The sequence below is a fragment of the Bradyrhizobium sp. STM 3561 genome (assembly GCF_045571455.1).
Lineage (GTDB): Bacteria > Pseudomonadota > Alphaproteobacteria > Rhizobiales > Xanthobacteraceae > Bradyrhizobium > Bradyrhizobium vignae.
In genome coordinates, this window is the sequence record NZ_CP120695.1 from 2,343,024 (window position 1) to 2,364,456 (window position 21,433).

General features: G+C 66.1%; 19 protein-coding genes. 9 read left to right on the top strand and 10 right to left on the bottom strand.

Annotated features, from left to right (window positions below; all coding sequences use genetic code 11):
- Positions 1-110: 110 nt before the first annotated feature.
- From P6U28_RS10710 to P6U28_RS10750, 9 genes are read right to left on the bottom strand one after another with little or no spacing between them, the layout of a single operon-like run.
- Entirely contained in the window at positions 111-818 is a 708-nt protein-coding gene (locus P6U28_RS10710; RefSeq protein ID WP_122406720.1) for an SDR family NAD(P)-dependent oxidoreductase, read from the bottom strand.
- Positions 815-1,645, bottom strand: a complete 831-nt coding sequence (locus P6U28_RS10715; protein ID WP_122403657.1) for a sugar phosphate isomerase/epimerase — start codon at positions 1,643-1,645, stop codon at positions 815-817. The genes P6U28_RS10710 and P6U28_RS10715 overlap by 4 nt, the downstream gene beginning before the upstream one ends.
- 10 nt (positions 1,646-1,655) lie before the next feature.
- Positions 1,656-2,270, bottom strand: a complete 615-nt coding sequence (locus P6U28_RS10720) for an NIPSNAP family protein (protein ID WP_122406719.1) — start codon at positions 2,268-2,270, stop codon at positions 1,656-1,658.
- Between the two features lie 16 nt (positions 2,271-2,286).
- The gene (locus tag P6U28_RS10725) at positions 2,287-4,014 is read right to left on the bottom strand and encodes an FAD-dependent oxidoreductase (RefSeq protein WP_122403656.1); all 1,728 of its coding nucleotides are present in this window, start codon (positions 4,012-4,014) and stop codon (positions 2,287-2,289) included.
- 13 nt (positions 4,015-4,027) lie between these two features.
- Positions 4,028-5,752 (bottom strand): FAD-dependent oxidoreductase, encoded by a 1,725-nt coding sequence (locus P6U28_RS10730; protein ID WP_122403655.1) that lies wholly within the window; start codon positions 5,750-5,752, stop codon positions 4,028-4,030.
- Between the two features lie 5 nt (positions 5,753-5,757).
- Positions 5,758-6,567 carry a shikimate dehydrogenase gene (locus tag P6U28_RS10735; RefSeq protein ID WP_122403654.1) on the bottom strand — a complete coding sequence of 270 codons (810 nt, stop codon included), beginning with the start codon at positions 6,565-6,567 and terminating at the stop codon, positions 5,758-5,760.
- 17 nt (positions 6,568-6,584) lie between these two features.
- Positions 6,585-9,116, bottom strand: coding sequence for a branched-chain amino acid ABC transporter ATP-binding protein/permease (locus P6U28_RS10740; protein WP_244607668.1), 2,532 nt, complete (start codon positions 9,114-9,116; stop codon positions 6,585-6,587).
- On the bottom strand, positions 9,113-10,039 hold the full coding sequence (locus tag P6U28_RS10745) for a branched-chain amino acid ABC transporter permease (RefSeq protein ID WP_407122194.1): 927 nt from the start codon (positions 10,037-10,039) through the stop codon (positions 9,113-9,115). The genes P6U28_RS10740 and P6U28_RS10745 overlap by 4 nt, the downstream gene beginning before the upstream one ends.
- 25 nt (positions 10,040-10,064) lie before the next feature.
- Positions 10,065-11,327, bottom strand: coding sequence for an ABC transporter substrate-binding protein (locus P6U28_RS10750; RefSeq protein WP_122403652.1), 1,263 nt, complete (start codon positions 11,325-11,327; stop codon positions 10,065-10,067).
- 187 nt (positions 11,328-11,514) lie between these two features.
- On the opposite strand from P6U28_RS10750, the gene P6U28_RS10755 reads away from it, so the two are divergent.
- From P6U28_RS10755 to P6U28_RS10770, 4 genes are read left to right on the top strand one after another with little or no spacing between them, the layout of a single operon-like run.
- Complete coding sequence (locus P6U28_RS10755; RefSeq protein ID WP_162500312.1) at positions 11,515-12,570, top strand: Gfo/Idh/MocA family protein; 1,056 nt, start codon at positions 11,515-11,517, stop codon at positions 12,568-12,570.
- 17 nt (positions 12,571-12,587) lie between these two features.
- Entirely contained in the window at positions 12,588-13,439 is an 852-nt protein-coding gene (locus P6U28_RS10760) for an IclR family transcriptional regulator (protein WP_162500311.1), read from the top strand.
- 18 nt (positions 13,440-13,457) lie between these two features.
- Positions 13,458-14,351: an NAD(P)-dependent oxidoreductase gene (locus tag P6U28_RS10765; protein ID WP_122403650.1), complete on the top strand. Its 894-nt coding sequence runs from the start codon at positions 13,458-13,460 to the stop codon at positions 14,349-14,351.
- Positions 14,348-15,178, top strand: coding sequence for a sugar phosphate isomerase/epimerase (locus P6U28_RS10770; RefSeq protein WP_122403649.1), 831 nt, complete (start codon positions 14,348-14,350; stop codon positions 15,176-15,178). The genes P6U28_RS10765 and P6U28_RS10770 overlap by 4 nt, the downstream gene beginning before the upstream one ends.
- A 15-nt stretch (positions 15,179-15,193) precedes the next feature.
- On the opposite strand, the gene P6U28_RS10775 is transcribed toward P6U28_RS10770, so the two are convergent.
- Positions 15,194-16,078, bottom strand: coding sequence for a helix-turn-helix domain-containing protein (locus P6U28_RS10775; RefSeq protein WP_122403648.1), 885 nt, complete (start codon positions 16,076-16,078; stop codon positions 15,194-15,196).
- A gap of 188 nt (positions 16,079-16,266) precedes the next feature.
- Between P6U28_RS10775 and P6U28_RS10780 the strand changes: the two genes are divergently transcribed.
- From P6U28_RS10780 to P6U28_RS10800, 5 genes are all read left to right on the top strand, one after another.
- Complete coding sequence (locus tag P6U28_RS10780) at positions 16,267-17,970, top strand: FAD-dependent oxidoreductase (RefSeq protein ID WP_122403647.1); 1,704 nt, start codon at positions 16,267-16,269, stop codon at positions 17,968-17,970.
- A gap of 64 nt (positions 17,971-18,034) precedes the next feature.
- A complete protein-coding gene (locus P6U28_RS10785) occupies positions 18,035-19,267 on the top strand; it encodes an ABC transporter substrate-binding protein (protein WP_122403646.1) in 1,233 nt (410 codons plus the stop codon).
- Between the two features lie 25 nt (positions 19,268-19,292).
- On the top strand, positions 19,293-19,631 hold the full coding sequence (locus P6U28_RS10790) for an NIPSNAP family protein (protein ID WP_122403645.1): 339 nt from the start codon (positions 19,293-19,295) through the stop codon (positions 19,629-19,631).
- A gap of 37 nt (positions 19,632-19,668) precedes the next feature.
- The gene (locus P6U28_RS10795) at positions 19,669-20,463 is read left to right on the top strand and encodes an SDR family NAD(P)-dependent oxidoreductase (protein WP_407122197.1); all 795 of its coding nucleotides are present in this window, start codon (positions 19,669-19,671) and stop codon (positions 20,461-20,463) included.
- Positions 20,464-20,495: 32 nt separating this feature from the next.
- Positions 20,496-21,239, top strand: a complete 744-nt coding sequence (locus tag P6U28_RS10800) for an SDR family NAD(P)-dependent oxidoreductase (protein ID WP_122403643.1) — start codon at positions 20,496-20,498, stop codon at positions 21,237-21,239.
- Positions 21,240-21,433: the final 194 nt, after the last annotated feature.

Consider the following 21,433-nt stretch of genomic DNA (forward strand, 5'->3'; position numbering starts at 1 on the left):
CCAGAAGACACGCTGCAAAGGATTCCAAGGCCGGGATCAGACGGGCAGGGCTCCTCCGCGGCGCAATCGATGTTCGACGGATCCGTATCAAGCGGTCATCTTAAGACAATTCAATACGTTGCGCGCCCTCCGGAAAGATCGAAGACGGCGCCGGTCGAGAACGAGCATTCATCGGAGGCGAGCCAGGCGACCAGCGCGGCGACTTCCTTCGGCAGGCCTGCGCGTCCGAGCGGGATCTTTGCCAACACGTTCCGATAGGCTTCCTCCGTCATCTGCTTGACGAGATCGGTGGCGATCACGGCAGGTGCAATGGCGTTGACGCGAATTTCGGTACCGGCCAGCTCCTTGCCGAGAGATTTCGTTAGCGCGATCACGCCGGCCTTTGCCGCGGAATAGCCGGTCATGCTGGCATTGCCTTCCTTGCCCGCGATCGAGGCCAGGTTGACGATGCGGCCACCGTTTTGCTGTCGCATCGGTGTGATGGCGGCCTTGCAGCAGAGGAAGGTGCTGGTCAGGTTCACGTCAAGAACACGCCGCCAATCGGCAAGGCTGTACTGCTCGATATTGACCGTGGGGCCGGTGATGCCGGCGGCATTGACAAGAACGTCGATGCGGCCGTGTCGCGCAAGGAGGCGCGCCATCGCCTCGTCGACGGCGGTCTCGTCGGTGAGATCGACCCGTTCATCTGCCTCATCCGCGACATCCCAGACGAGCACTTTGGCGCCATCGGCTACAAGCCGTTCGCGAACCGCCCGGCCGATGCCGCCGCAGCCGCCCGAAATGACGGCGATGCGACCTTCAAAATTGAGCCCGGTCATGCGCTCGCCGTCCCCCTTGCCGCGTGCGCGACGGTCGTCTTGGCTGCGGCCAGCGCCCGCCGTGCCCATTCCTCCGCTCCGAGCTTCGGAAGCCACTCGTCGTTAGGAATCTCGAGACTGAGCGGAAGATCGTCCGGCAGCGCGCGGACGATCCCGGCGAGATCGATGCCGCCGTCGCCCGGCAGAAGCCGCGCGCAGCGCGCGGTGTGGATCAGCTCGTCATTGCTGGTGGGGATGCCGGCGGGTGCATCGCAGAGCTGGGCGTAGCTCAGCAAGTCGTGCGGCAGGCACGCGATATCGGCGAGAGTGGTCGCGGAGCGCGCGGCGTGCAGCGCGTCGACCAACACGCGGCCGTTGGGCTCATTGGCGTTGGTCACGATCCGCAAAGCCTCCTTGGCGTTCTTCACCGCTGTCCATGGCATGAATTCGAGATCGGCGGTGAGGCCGTAAGGCGCGGCGGCGCGGCAGAAGTTTGCGAACGACTCTGTCAGCCGCGCTTCGTCTGGATCGTCGCCAGCGACCAGAATCGCGCGCGCATTCAGCCGTCCGGCCGTGTCGAGAAAGGACGCGAAGCGCTCCGGCTCGAAATCCACCCCCAGTCGTGCGATCTCGACGTCGAACACTGCAACTCCCGTATCGTCGATGCGCCGGATGGTTTCGCGCAGCATGGCTGCATCGGTGGTGAGCGGTGAGAAGTCGCCGCCCGGCGCCGCAGGCGCGATGCGAACCCCGATCGCCTGGTAGCCGAGCTTGGCGGCGAGGACCAGCGCATCCGGGGGCGCCATTGGCGCCGAAGTGAGGTAAGCGAGTGAATAGATGTGCGGCATGATCGTCGCCTCAGGCCAGCGGAGAGATTGCCGTTGGCAGTGCAATGATCGAGCGCATGTCGCCGGTCAGCCAGTCGGGTCCGCCCTTCGGCGGCCAGATGCCATTGGCAACGGACTCGGCGCGCACCGCGGCGCGGGCATCCAGGCTGGCGAACGGCCAGATATGAGTGAAGCGTGGCGGCCCGTCGAGCGCATACATTGCGATCGAGAGCGGCGACAGCTTGCCGCGCTCGGGCATGGCTGCTTCCCATGCCGCGATCGTCGGAGGAACGCCGCCGTGCTTGAGACGATAGGTGCGGATCTCGTAGACGCTGCCGTACTTGCCCGGCGCGAGCGGCGGCAGGAACGGAAACGGCGCATAGGTATCGAAGCTCATCCCGGTGATGGCGTCGCCGGCTCCGAAGGGATTTGTCGTACGCAATGCACGCTCGCGCTCGGCGCGCCACGCCTCGTGATCGCTGAATGAGCGCAGCACCAGGAGCTGGTTGAGCTCGCCGATCTCGCTGGCCCAGCAGCCGAGCAGCGTGCCATTGGCGCCCGATGCGCTGACGTAGTCGCCGATGCCGGCCACGGCCTTGGCCGCGGTGCCGAGTTTCACCGTCAGGGTTGCGATCTCGTAGAGCATGTTCTTCTCCATGCGGTCAGGCCGCGGCCGACCGGTTGTTCGCGAGTGGAATTCCGCCGGCATGGTGCGCGGCGATGTAGCCGAAGGTCATGGCTGGGCCGAGCGTAATGCCGCCCGACGGATACCGCCCGGCCATGATGCTCGCCATGTCGTTGCCGACGGCGTAGAGGCCGTCGATCGGCGTGGCCTGCCCATCGAGCACGCGGGCATATTCGTCGGTGGCGAGGCCTGCGAACGTGCCTAGACTGCCGGCCACGATCTTGACCGCATAGAACGGGCCGGATTCGATGGGCGCGATGCAAGGATTTGGCAGATGCGCCGCATCACCCTGCACGCGATTGTAGGGCGCCTCACCGCGCCCGAAGGCGGGATCTTCACCGCGGGCGGCGAAGCGATTGTAGTGCTCGATCGTCGCTACGAGTCCGTCGGCGGAGATGTTGCAGGCCCGCGCGAGCGCTGCGATGGTCGCGCCCCGCTTCAGATAGCCGTTGCGGATCCAGGGCGCGACGGGGAAGGGCGGGGGACGCACGCGGCCAAGACCGTAACGCTTGAGGAACTTTGCGTCGCAGATCGCCCAGGCTTCGGCCGGCGTGCCTTTCGGCGTGGCGGCAAACAGCGCCTTCATCACGTCATGATAGGAATCGGCCTCGTTGGCAAACCGCGTCCCGTCGCTGCGCACCATGATCAGCCCGGGCTTGGCGCGCTCGATCAGATGCGGGAAGTGAGCGAACGAGCCGTCGCGATGCGGTACCAGCGACACGGGCGCCCAGGCCCCTGCATCGGAGAGATCGGTCCGCAGCCGCCCGCCGACGGCTTCGCCGAGGCGGATGCCTTCGCCGGTGTTGCTCGCGGGTGCCGCCGACCAATGCTCGTGGCCGGTCGGGGCATGGGCAAACAGCGCAGCCTTCCGTTGCGCGTCGTGCGGAAAGCCTCCACAGGCGAGCACGACGCCGCGGCGCGCGCGAATCTCGACCGTCGTCCCGTCGCGCCCAGCGCGGGCGCCCACGACGCGAGCCCCCTCCCGCAGCAACGATTGCGCGGGTGTCCCCGGCATGATGCGGACGCCGAGGCTATCGGCGGATTTCAGCAGCCGTGCCACCAGGGCATTGCCGTTGACGAGATGCATGCCGCGACCGAAGCGCAGCAGATCGAGCATATGCCGCGCAAGCCGGCGGGCGACGTGGAAGAACGAGGTCGGAGACGAGCGGGCATTGAGGAAATGCCTGAGATCGGCGCCGGAGGCGATGCCCATTCCGAACGGGGCGACTTCATCCAGAGGCGGCTTGAGATCGCGGATACGAGGGCCGAGCTCGCGGCCGTCGATCGGCGCGGCGCAGACCGAGCGGCCGCCCGTCACCGCACCCGGACTCCTGCCGTGAAAATCCGGAATCTGATTGCCGTCGATGAAGGCCAGATGGGTTTCGCGCCGGAAGAACTCGACCATGCGCGGACCTTGCTCGAGGAACATCTCGACCCGGCTCTCGTCATAGCCGTCCGCGAGTTCGTGCCGCAAATAGAGTCTCGGTTGCTCGGGAGGCTCGACGATGCCGGCGGCTTTCGCCAGCGGATTGCCCGGGATCCACATCCAGCCGCCCGACCAGGCCGTGGTCCCGCCGAGCTGCTCTTCTTTCTCGATCAAAATGACGTCGAGACCGAGCGAGGCGCCGGTGACCGCCGCCGCCAGGCCGCCCGCGCCCGAGCCGATGACGAGCAGATCGCAGTCGAGATTGTGGTCGCCTGTCAAATCAGCCTCCGGATCACGCTGCGCGCCGTGCCTGGGCCGCGCCGACGGCGTGCCGCACTGCGCGGTAGGCGAACGTGATGGCAGGACCGATGGTGATGCCGGGCCCGGGATAGGTGCCGCCCATGATCGAATTGGCCTCATTGCCGCAGGCATAGAGGCCCGCGATCGCAGTGCCGTCGGCGCGCGTGACCTGCGCCCATTCGTTGATGACGAGACCTGTGGCCGCCCCGATGTCGCCGGGATAGAGCCGCACGGCATAGTAGGGCGCGGTCGAGATCGGACCCAGCGTCGGATTGGGCCCGATGGATGCATCGCCATTGACGCGGTGATAGGCCGTGGTGCCGCGGCCGAAGTCGGGATCGACGCCGCTTGCGGCATAGCGGTTCATCGCCGCGATCGTCGTTTCGAGACTGGCCGCCGGCACGCCGATCCTGGCGGCGAGGTCGGCGATACTGGCGCCTTCCATCAGGTAGCCGTCGGCAAGATAAGGCGTGAGGTCGCGCGTGCCCATCCGCACCATGCCGAGACCGTATTTCGAGAGCCCGACCGCGTCGGTGATGATGAAGCAGGGGATGCACGGCACCTGCTTGTTGTGCTCGAACATCGCGCGTCCGAACAGGTGATAGGAGACGGATTCGTTGACGAAGCGTCGTCCCGTCTGATCGACACAGACCGTCCCGGGCTTGCTACGATCCATGACGAAATGCGGGAAGCTCGCCGTGCTGCCGTCAGCGCGCTTGCGGATCGAGACCGGCGCCCAGAAGGCGTTGTCGAGATTGCCCTCGCCAAACCGGGCGCCAAGCCGCAATGCGATGTCCTGCATGGCGCCGGTATGTCCCGGCGCCGAAGGGCTGTACGTTTCGCCCTGGGGCAATAGCTCGGCGCGGCGTCGCGGATGCCGGTTGAATCCGCCGGCCGCGAGCACGACGCCGTTGGTGGCCGCGACGCGGCGGGTCGTGGCGCCCGATTTGAGGATCGCGCCGGTGACGGTGCCGTTCTCGCTCACGAGATCCTGGACCTCGGTCCGGATCAGGATCTCGACGCCGCGCGCATTCAGAGACGCCAGGAAACGACCGATCAATGCGTTGCCCATCACCAGGCGCGAGCCGCGCCGGCCCCTGAGCCGATCGCCGGCATAATGTGCGAGGATCTTGATAGCGTGAGCCGCGGAGCGCGCCGATTTCCTGATCGCGAGCAGGTGGCCGATGTCGGTGCGGTCGACCATCATGCCGCCGAAGATCGTGAACTCCGGGATCGGCGGGCGGATCTTGTCGAGGTCGGGTCCGAGGCTGCGGCCGTCGAACGGCACCGGCTCGAGCGCCCGGCCGCGCATGGTGGCGCCCTCGAACTGCTGCTCGTAATCGGGATGGGTGGCGTAGGGGCGGAACTTGACCACGCTGTTGGCTTCGAGCGCCGCAATTGCTTCCGGCGCGCTGTCGAGAAAGGCCTCGCGCATCGACGGGGCGGAATGATTGCCGACGACGCCGTCGAGGAACTTGCGCGCCTTGTCCCGGCTGTCGTGGGGGTTGACGCTCCTGGAATGGTGGGAGTTGGGCACCCACGTGGTTGCCGCCGACAGCGCGCTGGTCCCGCCGACATATTCGGTGCGCTCGACCAGGAGGACCTTGCGCCCTTCGATTGCGGCGAACAGGGCGGCTGCCATCCCGGCGGCACCGGAGCCGATCACGACCAGATCGTAGGGCGCGCCGTCGGAAATCTCGTTGATGTTCCTGAACATGGCGGTTACCTCGAGCTGTCGCTTTGAAGCAGGAAATCGACCATCGAGCTCTGCAGCGCGTTGTACATCTCGCTGCCCGTCGACGTCTTGCAGCCGAGACGGCGCGCTGCTTCAACGAGCGGCGAGATCACAGGGCTCGTGATGACGCAGCCGACGAACGTACGTTCGTTGAGCTTTGACACGTCGAGCGGCAGCGGATCGCCGGCCTTCATGCCGAGCGGCGTCGCGTTGGCGACGAGATCGAAGCCGGACGGATCGGCGGAGCCCGGGCCGATCTCGGCCTTACCCAGCGTCTTCAGCTTTCCGATCAGCTGGTCGCGCCGGGCCACATCATTGTCGTGGATGGCGAGGGTGCGTACGCCGGTTTCGACCAGTGCCATGGCGATCGCCGACCCGGCTCCGCCGGCGCCGACCAGCAGGGCGCGCTTGCCGGCCGGATCGTAGCCGCTGGCGCGCACCGCCCCGACGAAACCCAGCCCATCGACATGATCGCCATGCCACCCCCCCTCGCGGCGCCGCCGCATGATGTTGACAGATCCGAGCAGGCGGGCGCGGTCGGTCGCGCTCGAACAGAATTCGTAGCAAGCGAATTTGTGCGGGACCGTGACGATGACGCCGTCGAGGTTGCGGATCTCGGTCGCGGTCGTCAGCAGTGCTTTCAGGTGGTCGTTGTCGATCTGCACCGGCACCAGGATGGCGTCATAGCCGCGGTCGACGAAAGCCTGCGTCACACCGGCAGGCGATTTCACCTGGGCGATGGGATCGCCGACGATGATGTTGAGGCGCGTTGCGCCGGTCAGGTTCAGGCTGATCATTGTTGTTCTCTTCTCGGTTAGGCTGCTCCGCGGGCCTGTGCCGTCTCGGCTTGGACCACGCCGAGCAGGCGCGCCTGCAACTCATGATCCCGCTCCAGGATCTCCGCGTCGCCGGCAAAGGCGATCTGGCCGTTCACCAGCACGTAGGCGCGGTCGACGATCGGCAGCACGGTCTCGGCGTGGTGCTCGACGATGACCATGGCGACCTTGCCGCGCAGCTTGACGAGCGCGTCCATCACTTCCTTGACCACGGCCGGCGCGAGGCCCTCGAATGGCTCGTCGAGCAGGATCAGCTTGCTCGGCACGACGAGGGCGCGCGCGATCGCGACCATCTGCCGTTCGCCGCCCGACAGCATTTCGGCCTTCGCGGACCGGCGCTCCCGCAAGCGCGGGAACAGCTCAAACACCTCCGCAAGCCCGAGGCCGCCCGGCCGCGCGGCAAGCTGCAGATTTTCGGTGACGGTGAGGTTGGGGAACAGCCGGCGTCCCTCGGGGACCAGCGAGATGCCGAGGCGATTGATCTCGTAGGGCTTGAGGCGCGCGAGCGGCGTTCCTTCGAGCGCGATGCTGCCGCCGGAGATGGCGAGCGTACCACTGAGGCTGCGCAGTAGCGTGGTCTTGCCGACGCCGTTGCGGCCGAGCAGGGCGACGGCCTCGCCGGCATGAACGGCGAGATCAACCGCCTCGAGGACCGTGCTGCCGCCGTAGCCTGCCGACACCGCATTTGCCGCGAGCAGCAGCGGGGCCTTGGCGTGGGCCATCCGCTCGATTGCGGGCGGCGGCGACTGGCTGCCATCCCTGGCGGCGCCGAGATAGGCCGCGACCACGTCGGGGTTGGCGGCGACCTCCGCTGGCCTGCCGTCGGCGATCATCCGGCCCTGGTGCAGAACCGAGATGCGGTCGGAGATCGCGAGAACGCGGTCGATGTCGTGCTCGATCAGGAGCACGCCATGCGTTTGCGTAAGCTTCCGGATCAGATCGGCGACGATGACACGATCGGCCTCGGCGAGGCCGGCGAGCGGCTCGTCGAGCAGCAACAGCCTGGATTCGATTGCGAGCGTAATGCCGATCTCCAGCAGCCGTTTCGCCCCGTGCGGAAGGTTGACACAGGGTTCGGCCGCGACATCCGCGAGGCCGACGGCATCGAGGATCGACCAGGTCCTGGCGTTGGTCTCCTCGAGAGCATAGGCATCTCGGAGCAGCCGGCCCGATCCCTTGCGCTGGGCCTGTACGGCAACCCGGACGTTCTCGAACACGGTCAGGTTCTGGAAGATCGACAGGATCTGGAACGAGCGCCCGATCCCGAGTCTTGCGCGAACATGCATCGGCAGGCGGGTGATGTCGCGGCCGTCGAACACGATGCGTCCGCCGCTCGGCTTAAGCGCGCCGGACAGCATGTTGAAGAACGTCGTCTTGCCGGCGCCGTTCGGCCCGATGATGCTGTGGAGCACGCCGCCATGGATGTCGAGGTCGATGCTCTTCGCCGTCACCAGGCTACCGAAGTTCTTGCTCAACCCGATGGTCTGCAGCAGCGGCTTGCCACGGTGGAGCCCGCTGGCGCTGCTCGCGAAGGGCGCAATGACGTCGGGACGCGGCGGAATATCGGCACGCACCAGCGTCCAGCGCTGGCGGCCGAACAGCCTTTGCCACAGGCCCTGGATTCCTTCCGGCGAGGTCAGCGCGAACAACATCAGGATCGGCGCGAAGATCAGCCACCAGTTTTCGGTGATCGCGGACAGGCGGTCCTCGAGCAGGATGAAGGCGATCGCGCCCCACAGCGGCCCGAGCACGTGATGCACGCCGCCGAGCACGGTCATCAGAAGGGAATCGCCGGCGTGCTGCCAGCTCAGATTGTTGGCATACACGCCTTCGAGCATCAGCGTGAGCAGGCCGCCGCCGAAGCCGACGAAGGTGCCAGTCAGGATCAGGGCGCCATGGCGGAACCGGTGGACGTCATAGCCGAGGCTGCTCGCCCGCTGCTCGTTGTCGCGCAGTGCCTGCAGCACGCGGCCGAACGGCGAGTGCGCGATCCGCCACATCAGCCAGATGCAGAGCACGGTGGCCGCGACCACGAAGACGTGAAACGACCACGGCCCGGCAAAGCTCGTGCGATAGACGCTCTGCAGGCCGTTCTCGCCGCCGGTCACCGCGGTCCATTTGAAGGCGATCTCGAAGGCGATCTGGGAGAAAGCCAGGGTCAGGAGCGAGAAGTACAGTCCCCTGCGGCGCAGGATGATGGCGCCGATCACGAGCGCCAGCAGGGCGGAGAAGGCCGTCGCAAGCAGCAGCGAGACGAGATCGTTGCCGTAACGGCCGAGGATGAAGAAGGCCGCCGCATAGCTCGCGCAACCGAAGAACACCGACGCACCGAACGGGACGAGGCCGGTATAGCCGACGAGAAGGTTCACGCCGGCGCCGTAGAGCGTATAGATCGCGATCTGCGTGATCAGTGAGATCGGCGCGCCGAGCAGGGACCACACGGCCGTCAGTGCGGCGAGAACGAGCGCTGTGACGAGCGCCGGATGGCGCAACATGGCGAGATGTCTCACTCGAACCTCTCCCAGCGTTCACCGAACAGCCCGCGCGGGCGGATGAGGAGAATGGCAGCCATCAGGATGTACATGGCCGCGCCCGACCATTCCGGCTGGAACTGGATGGTCATCGCGGTGGTGATGCCGACCAGGAGGCCGGCGACGACAGCGCCGAGAAACGATCCGAGGCCGCCGATGGTGACGATCACGAAGGCCGGCATGATCGCGCCGGCGGCCATCGAGGGCGTGATGGTCCACAGCGGAGCGGCGAGCAGTCCGCCGAGGCCGGCGAGCAGGCAGCCGATGCCGAAGACGCCGCTGAAGACGATCGGCAGATTGATGCCGAGCAGGCCCACCATCTCCGGATCGCGCGATCCTGCGCGGATGATCCGGCCGTAGGGCGTGTAGGCGAGGAAGGCCCAGAACGCGACGAGCACCGCCGCGGTCGTGATCAGCACGAACATCCGGTATCTGGTGATCAGGATCGGGCCGTATTCGACGAAGCCGGCCAGGAATTTCGGTGCGGCGAAGGGCACGGGCGCGCCGCCGAAGACCAGCCGCAGCACGGCCTCCGCCAGCAGCGCGAGCGCGAAGGTCAGGATCAGGCCGAGCAGCGGCTCCTTGCCGTAGAGATGCCGGATCAGGGTCATCTCCACGATCACGCCGATGATGCCGGTCAACAGCGGTGCGGCGAGTGCGGCCCACCAGCCGAACTCCCGGCTCAAGGCGTAGGCGAGATACGCGCCGACGGCGAAGAAGGCCCCATGCGCGAAATTGACGATGCCGAGCATCCCGAAAATGATCGAGAGCCCGATCGCGATCAGAACGTAGAGAAAGCCGAGCACCAGGCCATTGACGGCTTGCGAGAGGATCATGTCGAGCATGGCGACATCCGTTTCGGATCGGGCGAGGCGATGGCGCAGGCGCGGGGCCTGCGTCACGGCCTCATTCCAAGGGAAGGAAGGCTCAGAGAGTGTCCATCTTGCAGGCGCTGTCGCCGGCAGAGCCGAAGGCCTTGGCGAGATCCTCCGACGTCTTCGGCAACTCGGCCTTGACGTCGAAATAGTCCCATTTGTCCGTGATCTTGGGATGGATGCCGGCGACCAGCAGCCGGCTCGTCATTTGATGATCGAAATCGCGGTAGCCGATATCCAGGTCGCCGCGGCGATACGTCCAGCCCTCGAGCGCCTGCACGATGGCAGCAGGCTCGGTCGATTTCGCCATCTCGATGGAATCGAGAAGGCTCTTCATGCCGAGCCAACCCATCCAGGCCTTGTCAGCCGCCGGCCTGTTGTATTTCTTCTCGTAGGCGGCGGCCATCGCCTTTTCCTCGGGCGAATTGTTCGGATTCTTGTACCACCAGGTGATGGTATAGAGCCCGTCCGCCGCTTCGGGACCGACGCCCCAGAGGTCGGTGTTGCCGACCGAAATCTCGGCAAAGGGAATCTTGCCTTTCATGCCGAGCTCGTTCCACTGCTTGAGGAAGGTGGTGAGATCGCTCGCGGCGATGCCGCCGATCACGACGTCGGGCTTGGCGGCGCGGATCTTCAGGATGAACGAGGAATAGTCCGGCGTGCCGACCGGGACCTCGTCGGCGCCGACCACGGTGCCGCCATTGGCTGTGATGTAGTCGGTGAAGGCGCGCTTGATGTCCTGGCCGAACGCGTAGGATGCCGTCAGCAGGTACCATTTCTTGCCGATCGAGGCGCAGTAGGGCGCGAGGATGCGCGCGTGCACGTCGACGGGAGGCTGAAGGCGGAAGGTGTACTTGTTGCAGGACTTGCCGGTGAGGTCGCCGGTGGCGGCATTGGCAGCGACGTAGGGGATCTTGGCCTTCTTGGCCACCGAGGAGATCGCTAGCGCGAAGGAGGACAGCGCGCCGCCGACCATGCCGACGACCTTCTGCTCGCCGACAAGACGCTCCGCGCTCTGCTGCGCGCCCTGCGGATTGGGCTCGTCCAGCCAGACGATCTCCGCGGGCCGTCCCAGCAGCGTGTTGTTGCGCTGCTCCAGCGCGAGCATGCCGCCCTGGGCGAGATATTCGGCCTGGTCGACGATCGAACCGGTCTTCGCCCAGATCATTCCGATCTTGATCGGCTCGGCCGCGGCCGCATTGCCGATATAGGGCATGCCGAGGCGTGAGGCCGCGAGTGAGGTTGCGCCGAGGAGCAGGCCGCGACGGCCGATGCGCAAGCCCGTCATGGCCGATGTCGTCTTCCGATCCGTCATTTGTTTCCTCCCGTTCCGACATGCGCCGGTCGCTGCCGGCGGGCCGTGCAAGCGGCTCTTGAGCCTGCCGTACCACAACTGGAATCGAATTCCAATATCAAAGATCAAAAACTGGAATCCCATTCCAATTCCAGACATGGCGTGCTAAGAGCCGCCTCGGAAGCAACGGCAATTCGTGAGGACGCAGATGACAGAGGTCGCGGTGGCGGTGATCGGAGCCGGCGCAATCGGACGGGCCCATTGCGAGACGATCCGCCGTTCGACGAGCTGCCGGCTCGTCGCAATCGCCGAACCCGCTGCCGCGGGAAGGGCTTATGCAGAAGGCCTTGGCGTGCCCTGCTACAGCGATGCGCGCGATCTGTTGGAGGCGGTGAAGCCGCAGGCGGCGATCATCGCCACGCCGAACGCGACCCACCGCGCGTTTGCGATCGCCTGCATCGAGCGCGGCATCGTGGCCCTGGTCGAGAAGCCCGTCGCCAGCACGCTAGCCGACGCGGCGGCGATTGCGGCGGCCTCGGAGCGTGCGGGCGTGCCTGTTCTGGTCGGGCACCACCGGCGCCACAATCCGATCGCACGCCGGGCGCGTGCAATGATTGCCGAGGGCGCGCTCGGCCGCCTGACCAATGCGACGGTGCTGGCAACCTTCTACAAGCCGCCGGATTATTTCGACGTGGTATGGCGTCGCGAGGCGGGGGGCGGCCCGGTGTTGATCAACCTCATTCACGAGATCGACCTGATCCGGCATCTCTGCGGCGAGATCGCCTCCGTGCAAGCCGTCACGTCCAACGCGGTGCGCGGCTTCGAGGTCGAAGACTCCGCGGCGATCCTGCTCCGCCTTGCCGGTGGGGCGCTGGTGACGCTGAGCCTCAGCGATACCGCGGCGAGCCCGTGGAGCTGGGATCTTGCCAGCGGCGAGAGCCCGAATTATCCGCCGCAGCCGGCTATGGTGCAGACGCATTTCCTCTGCGGCACCGATGGCGCGCTGGCGCTGCCGACGCTGGAACATTGGCACTACGCCTCGGCCAAGAGCTGGTTTGCTCCGATCTCGCGCGACGAGATTGGCCTCACGCGCGGCGATCCCTATCTTGCGCAGATCGATCATCTGGCGCGGGTGGTCCGCGCCGAAGAAGCGCCGCTGATCACGGCGCGCGACGGCATGCTGACCTTGCGGGCCACGATGGCGGTTCACAAAGCCGCCGAAACCGGTCAGATAGTGCGACCTGATCAGGAGATGCAATTGTGAATCAGGATGCTGCCTTGATGTTGAAAAACCCGGATCCCGCCGAGGCGCCGAGTGGGCTGTTGGAGCGGACGCTCGGCGTGCTCGAGCTGCTCGCGACCAATGCCCATGGCATGCAGCTGTTCGAGATCGCCGATTCGCTGCACATTCCGCGCAGCGCGACCCATCGCGTGCTGACGAGCCTGATCGAGCATGGTTACGTCAGGCAGGAGCGCGAGCAGGGCGCCTACCAGCTCACCGCCAAGATCGCCTCGCTCGCCTTCACGTTCCTCGCCGGCAGTGGCATCACGGATTTTGCCCAGCCGTTGTTGGACCGCCTCGCACGAGAGAGCGGCGAACTCGTGCGTCTGGCCATGATCGACGGGCGCGAGCTGGTGTGGGTGGCCAAGGCGCAGGGCTCGCCTGCCGGCCTGCGCTACGATCCGGACATGGGGCAGGTGGGGCGGCTGTCCTGCTCGGCGAGCGGTCACGCCTGGCTCTCGTGCCTGCCGGATGAGGAGGCGCGCGCGCTGGTGGAGAAGCAGGGCTACGGGCTGCGCAAGGACTATGGTCCGCGTGCGCCGGAGAGCTGGCCGGCGCTGCTGAAATATCTGCGCCAGACCCGCAAGCGCGGCGTCAGCATCTGCGTGCAGACCTATACGCCGTGGATGAGCGCGACCGCGGCTCCCATCCGTCATCCCAAGACCAGGGAGGTGACGGGCGCCGTGGTGATCGCGGGTCCCCACATCCGCCTGACCGAGGAGCGCATGCTCGAGCTTGCGCCGGCGCTGTTGCAGACGGCGCAGGAGCTGTCGATGGCGACGCTGGCTTCGCCCGGGCTCTATGGCCGCGTCGCGCGGCCGGGCGAGAGCTTCTTCGGTCACGGTTCCTGATCAGCACGGAAGCTCGTCATGAAGATTCTGATCACGGGCGGCGGCGGGTTCATTGGCGCCTGGCTGGCGCGGCGGTTGGCCGCGGAGGGCCATCAGTTGCGCGTCTTCGAGCCGGTCGGGCGTTCGGCGCAGTTCGATCGCATCGTCGGGGTTTCGGCCGCTGCGATGGAGTGGCGCATCGGCGATATCGCGGATGCGCAGGCGGTGCGTGCGGCGGCGGAAGGCTGCGAGGCCATTGTCCATCTCGCCGGCGTGCTGACGCCGGCCTGCAAAGCCGATCCGGTGCGCGGCGCGATGATCAATCTCATCGGCACGTTGAACGTATTCAATGCGGCCCAGGCGTTCGGCATTCGCCGCATCGTTTTCACGAGCAGCGCCGGCGTCTATGGTCCACATGACGGGACGACGCCGCGCCCCATCACCCATTACGGCGCATTCAAGCTCGCCTGTGAGGGCAGCGCGCGGGCCTATTGGGAAGACCACGGCATCGCCAGCATCGGTTTCAGGCCCTACATCGTCTATGGCTTCGGTCGGGAGACCGGGATGACCGCCGGTCCCTCGCTCGCCTGCCGCGCGGCGGCGCGGCGTGAGACCTACGTCATTCCCTATGTGGGGACGGCGGGTCTCGTCCTCGTCGACGATGTGGTGGCGGCCTACGAGGCCGCGCTCCGTCGCGAACCCGACGGTGCGCTCGTCTTCAATCTGCCGGGCGAGGTGGCTTCGAACGACGAGGTCGTTGCGGCCGTGCGCGCCGTTGTGCCCGAGGCCAGGATCGGCATCGACGGACCCGTGCTCCCATTCGCGGAGGACATCGGCGAAGGCGATTTGCGGCGCGTCTTTCCGGATTTGCCGGCGACATCCTTGCGCGACGGCATTCGGCGGACCATCGAGCTTTATCGGACGGCGTCATGACGCTCCCGGTGCTCGGCGCCCACACCTTCGGATTCACCTGGGACTGTATCGCCGAAGAGGCCATCGAAAGGCTCGCGGCCGCCGGCTATCGCGCCATTCAGCTGATGGCCACGCCGCCGCACTTCGATCCCTGGAGGGAGGATGCCGCTCGCACGCGCCGCATTCGCGCTTTGATCGAGCGCCACGACCTGTCGCTGCTGGCGCTCGATCTCGCCAGCAGCGACATCAATCTCGCGAGCCCGTCGCGTGATGTGGTGGATTTTGCCGTCTCATCATATGCGGCCGCGATCGACCGCGCCGCCGAGCTGGGCGCGCGCTGGATCTGCGTCGGCTCCGGCCGCCGGCATGCGTTGCTTGCCAGGGCCAACGACCGATTGATGCCAAGCTTTCGTGGCGCCTTCGCCCGCATTCACGACAAGGCGGAACGCGCCGGCGTGCCGATCATCCTCGAAAATCATCCGCAGGGGCTGCTCGCCAGCGCTGCCGACATCTCGGCGTTCCTCGATGCCGGCGGTTATGCGAGCATGCCGGTGATCTACGATGTCGCCAACGCCTTTGCGATCGGCGAGGATCCGGTCGATGGGCTCGAGGTGCTGTGGCCGCGTCTCGGCATCGTTCATTTGTCCGATGCCCCGAAAGGGCAGTGGCGGCATGATCCGCTCGGCTCGGGAGCGATCGATTTCGCGGCCATTGCGGGACTCCTGACGCGGCGGGGCTATGCAGGCCAGATCGTCCTTGAGATCCTGTCTGACCGTCCGCTCCATGATCTCGACGAAGGCGCCGCGGCCCTCAAGCGACATGGATTGGCCTTTTCTCTCGCCGGCTAAAGGCACCATGCCGGCTCAACCGGCGGCGCGCGTCATGTCGGACAACAGCCGGTCGCGGAATCGTCCGGGCGACAGGCCGACATTGCGCGAGAAGAACCGGTTGAAGTAGCCCGGGTCGGCGTAGCCGAGCGCAGCGCCGATCTCGTTCACGCTCATGTCCGAATAGAGCAGGTTGCGCTTGGCCTCGGTGAGTAGCCGGTCATTGATCAGGGCCAGTGACGACTTGCCTGTCGTGAGCCGGCAGCACGCGTTGAGGCGGGCCGTCGTCACGCCGAGCCTGCGCGCATAGAAATCGAGCGATGCATGCTCGCGAAAATGCCGTTCGACGAGCTCGCGAAAGCGGATCACCGTGTCGGCCTCGCGCGCGCTGGAGATCGGGCGAACCCGCTCTTGCTCCTGCAGCCGGCGCACGGCCACGGCGAGCAGCTGCAGATAGGCCTTGATGGCGGTGCGGCGGCCGGGAGCCGACCAGACGAACTCGTGCTCGAGCGAGGCGAACAGGCCGACGAGGTCGACGTCGCGGCCGATCTGTTGCGGAAGGAAGCGCGCCGGCAGGCGAAAGGCGTCGACGAGGTCGGCGTCGCCGTCGAGGGCAGAGCGCAGGAATGGCGGCGCCACGGTGATGACATAGCCGTCGGTGCCGGGCTTGAACCGGATCGCATGGATCGTCAGTGCCGGGATGATGATCAGGGCCGGTGGCGAGACCGCCCAGCTCGTGCCCTCGACCTCGATGGCGCCGCCGCCTTTGCTGATTACCAGGATCTGGTGATGGTCGGGATGGGTATGGGTCCGGATTGTCCAATTGTGACGGCCGCTGCGCACGGGGATCGGCTCGATGTGAAGGAACGATGGCTCGACCTCCGATGCCGCTTCCTCATACAAAAAATAGTGCGGGATCATCGCTTCCGTTCCCTCCGTGCGGCCTCCGGTCGGCCGCGGGCTGCTGCACTGCGCTCATGAAAAGTACAATACAAAAGCGGGTTCGTCCATTGGCGGCGCCGGCCGCCGCGTCTATCCAGGATCGTGCCTCGGCAGAGCTGACAAACAACGCTGCGCGAGGCCAAGGGGAGGACGAGGGAGAAGCGGCAATGTCAGGGCAAGGGCGCGACCTCTCGTGCGACGTGCTGGTCGTTGGCTCCGGCGCCGGCGGAATGTCCACCGCGATCACGGCGCGAAAATGCGGGCTCGACGTGATCATCGTCGAGAAGGATTCTTATTTCGGCGGCACCACGGCCTTCTCCGGCGGCGTGCTCTGGATTCCCGGCAACCGCCATGCCCGCGACGCCGGCGTGAGCGACAGCAGGGAGGCCGCGCGCACCTATCTCAAGAACGAGACCGGCAACCATTTCGACGATGCTGCGATCGACGCCTTTCTCGATGTCGGTCCCCGCATGCTCGACTTCTTCGAGACCGAGACCGAAGCGAAGTTCGTGCTGTCGGCTTATCCCGACTATCACCCCGATGTGGAAGGCGGCGCCAGGCTGGGCCGCTCGGTCACTGCGGCGCCCTACGATGCCCGCGCCCTCGGTGAGGAGATCCGACGGCTGCGGCCGCCGCTCGAGACTATCACCTTCATCGGCATGATGTTCAACTCGTCCAACGATGAGCTGAAGCACTTCTTTCGGGTGACCAGCTCGCTGCCATCGGCGCTGTACGTGACGAGGCGGCTTGCGAGCCACCTCTGGGATCTCGCGCGCTATCGCCGCGGCGTCAAGATCACCAGCGGCAACGCGCTGGCGGCGCGGCTCGCCAGGACGGTCTTCGATCTCGGGATCCCCCTGCTGACGGCGACTCCGGCGCAGCGGCTGATCAGCCGCAACGGCGCGATCGCCGGTGCGGTCGTCAGCGATGCCAGGGGCGCGTACGAAATCACCGCGCGCCACGCCGTGGTTCTCGCCAGCGGCGGATTTCCGCATGACCAAGCGCGGATCGCGCGCGCCTATCCGCACCTCGCCCGCGGCGGCGAGCACCTGTCGCCGACGCCCTCGGCCAACACGGGCGACGGCATCCGCATGGCGGAAGAGGAGGGCGGCAGTTGCGACATCCGCTTTCCGAATGCGGCGGCCTGGATGCCGGTGTCGCGTGTGCCCTTGGGGAACCGCACCGGTGTGTTTCCGCATCTGGTGGATCGCTACAAGCCTGGCGTGATCGCCGTCAATCGGCAGGGGCGGCGTTTCACCAACGAGTCGGAATCCTACCACGACGTCGGCGCCGCGATGATCGCCGACGGCGTCGGCGCCAGGGAGACCGCAGCGTGGTTGATCTGCGATCACGCCACCATCCGCAAATACGGCCTCGGCTATGCCAAGCCGGCGCCGATGCCGGTCGGACCCTTCGTGCGCAACGGCTATCTCAAGCGCGGCGCGACATTGCGGGACCTTGCCGCTGCCGCGGGTCTCGATCCCGAAGGCCTCGAAGCAACGGTGCGCGAGTACAATGCGGGCGCCGTCGACGGCGTCGATCGCGCGTTCAAGCGCGGCAGCACGGCGTTCAACCGTTATCTCGGCGATCCCGAGCACAGGCCGAACCCGAACGTCGCCCCTGTCGGAGCCGGACCTTACTACGCGCTGAAGATCATCATGGGCGATCTCGGCACGTTCGACGGCTTGACCACTGACGTGGTCGGCCGCGTGCTGCGCCGGGACGGCTCGGCGATCGCCGGGCTCTATGCGGTCGGCAACGATCGCGCCTCCATCATGGGCGGCAACTATCCCGGCGCCGGCATCACGCTCGGGCCGATCATGACCTTCGGCTACATCACCGGCCGCCATCTCGCCGGTCAGCAGGCCTGATCCAAGCCGTCCGATTGCAATGACAACAGCTCTGCGCAGGCAGGGCAGGTGAGGGAGAAACGACATGAGCATGACACGCCGCAGTTTCGTCGGGGCCGGCCTCGCGACGGCGCTCGCACCGCCCCTCGCCCGGGCGCAATCCGGCAACACGATCCGCATCGGCGTGATCACCGACATGTCCGGCATTTATCGTGACGTGTCGGGGCCGACGACGGTTGCCTGCGCGCAGCAGGCAGCGGCCGAATTCATGGCTTCCAATCCCTCGATCAAGGTCGAGATCCTGGTCGCCGACCATCAGAACAAGGCCGATGTCGGCCTTGCGATCATCCGCAAATGGTTCGACCAGGATGGTGTCGACGTGATCGAGAATGTCGGTAATTCGTCGATCGCGCTCGGCGCCAAATATCTGATCGAGGACAAGAACAAGGTCGCCTTGATCACCACCGCAGGCTCGTCGGACCTGACCGGCAAGAGCTGCAGCGCCAACCTCGTGCACTGGTCCTGGGATTCCTGGTGTCTCGCCCATTCGACGGCGACCTCGCTCGTGCGCACCGGCGGCTCGAAATGGTTCTTCCTCACCGCCGATTATGCGTTCGGCCATGCGGCCGAGGCGGATGCGGCGAAGTTCGTCAAGGCGGCCGGCGGCAGCGTGCTCGGCTCGGTACGCTATCCTTTCGGGTCGACCTCGGATTTCTCGTCCTTCCTGCTGCAGGCCCAGTCAAGCGGCGCGAATGTGATCGCCTTTGCCAATTCCGGCAACGAGCTGATCAACTGCCTGAAGCAGGCCCAGGAGTTTGGCCTCGACCAGGGCGGTACACGCATGGCGGCGCTGGTCGGCTATGTCACCGATGTCATCGGCATGGGCCTGTCGACGGCCAAGGGCCTGTCGCTCACCGAGACCTTCTACTGGGATCTTAACGAACGAACGCGCGCCTTCATGAACCGCGTGAAACCGCGCCTGGCAGCAAACGTCTATCCCAATATGAGTCAGGCCGGCGACTATGCCTGCGTGCTGCACTACCTCAAGGCGGTGAAGGAGCTCGGCGTCGAGCAGGCCAAGCGCAACGGCCGCGAAGTCGTCGAGCTCATGAAGAAGATGCCGACCGACGATGACTGCTTCGGCCAGGGCATGATCCGCGCCGATGGGCGCAAGATCCATCCGGCCTATCTCTTCGAGGTGAAGAAGCCGGCGGAGAGCACGTCCACCGGCGACGTCTACAAGCTGGTCTCGACGCTGAGCGCGACTGAAGCATTCCGGCCTCTCGAGGAGGGAAGCTGCGCACTCGTGCGCAGCTGAGAGGGGCAACCCGGGAGATCGTGCAATGACCGAGCCTGCCATTGTCGACCTGCGCGTCTACACCATCCGCCTGCGCAAGATGGCGGAGTTCATCGAGATCTTCGACCGGCTCGCGATGCCGGTCCAGCTCAGATATCTGGGGCGCCCGCTCGGCATGTTCACGAGCGCAGTCGGGCCGCTCAACCAGATCGTCCATCTCTGGGGCTTCCCGGACATGGGCGAGTTCGAGCGCCGGCACGCGTCGCGCGACAAGGATCCGGACTGGCCGGCCTACTTGCAAGCCTCCGAGCATCTCATCGTCGCCCAGGAGAACCGGCTGATCCGCAGGATTGAACTGCCATCCCTGTCTGGTCCGGCCATTTGAGGCGCCGGTCGCCTTCCCAAGGTTCGGAGCACCTTGCATGGTTTGGATCGATCTCTCGACGAAAGTTGCCGTCGTCACGGGCGGCGGTGCTGGCATCGGCCGCGGCATTGCCCTTGGTCTTGCGGCGGTTGACGCGACAGTCGTAGTGCTGGACCGCGACGAGGCTGGTGCGGCCGTGGCCGCGGAGATTCGCTCAACTGGCGGCCGCGCCGAGTTCCTCGCCTGTGACGTCACCAGCGATGACAGCGTTGCACGTGCTGCCCGTGACGCAGCTGCGAAAGTCGGCGAGGCCGCGATCCTCGTCAACAATGCCGGCACCGTGTTGCCGGGTGGGCTCGAAACCACGAGCATGGCGGACTGGGACCGCATTCTCTCGTTGAACCTGACCGGCTATCTCCGCTGCGCGCGCGCGTTCGGACAGCCGATGCTGGCGCGCGGTGCGGGCGCGATCGTCCATGTGGCGTCGATCTCGGCCTCGCTTCCGCAGAGCTACAGCGGCGCCTACAGCGTGAGCAAGGCCGGCGTGGTCATGCTGTCGCGTCAGCTCGCGGTGGAGTGGGGACCGCGTGGCGTGCGCAGCAACGTTGTCAACCCCGGCATGATCCGCACGACGATGACCGAGGCCATCTATCGAACACAGGGCGTGCATGAGGCGCGGCGCGCGCTGGTGCCGGCGCAGCGGATCGGCCGTCCCGAAGATATCGCCGATGCGGTCGTGTTCCTGGCAAGCGAGCGTGCCAGCTATATCACCGGCGAGGAGATCGTCGTGGACGGCGGTTTCACCCGCACTCTGATGGGTACCATTCCGCGTCCGGGATTCGAGAAGAACTGAGCTCGGCGGACCAATCTAGATGGGAGCAACCGATGCTGCTGCAGGGAAAAGTGGCGGTCATCACTGGCGCCGGCTCCGGGATTGGAGCCGCCGTCGCGCGGCTGTTTGCGGTCGAAGGGGCGAAGGTCATGGTGGGAGACCTCGCCGAAAGCGGCGCTACGCTTGCGGCCGGGCTTGCCGCTGAGGGCCATGCAGCGGTCTTCCAGTACGTCGACGTTACCGATGAAGCTTCGGTTGCCGCGCTGATGCAGGCGGCCGTGACGCAGTTCGGCCGGCTCGACATCCTCGTTGCCAATGCCGGCATTCCCGAGCGCAAGTCGCCGATCCACGCGCTTGATCTCGCTGACTGGCGGCGCGTGATCGACGTTGACCTCACCGGCGTGGCGATTTGCAACAAGTTTGCCGCGGCCACCATGCTCGCGATGGGTGGCGGCGCGATCGTCAATATGGCCTCGATCCTGGCCCATGTCGGCCAGGAGAACAGCAACGCCTATTCGGCCGCGAAAGCGGCTGTCGTCAATCTCACGCGCTCGGTTGCGCTGACCTATGCGCGACAGGGCATCCGGGCCAACTGCGTCTCTCCGGGCTATGTCGATACGCCCCTGCTGGCCAAGCTGCCGGAGGCGACCCGCGAGACGATGCTGGTGCGGCAACCGATCGGTCGGTTGGCCCGGCCGGACGAAATCGCCCAGGTGGTGGCGTTTCTCGCCAGCGACAAGGCCTCGATCGTCACCGGCGCGTGCATCAATGCCGACGGCGGCTACACCGCTATTTAGTCCGCTAGTTTGTGCCAGCTACAGCTCACGCGGTATCTCGCCGGGAAATGTGAGATTGGTCGGTACCACGAATTGGGATGCTCGGTCCTTTCAGTGAATTGCCGCCGTCCTGATTGTTGCGCAGGTGCCCAGCGCTTGCGTCGGATGTGCCCCATGCTCGCCCATGCTACCACATCTGCATCGCCTCTTTGGAG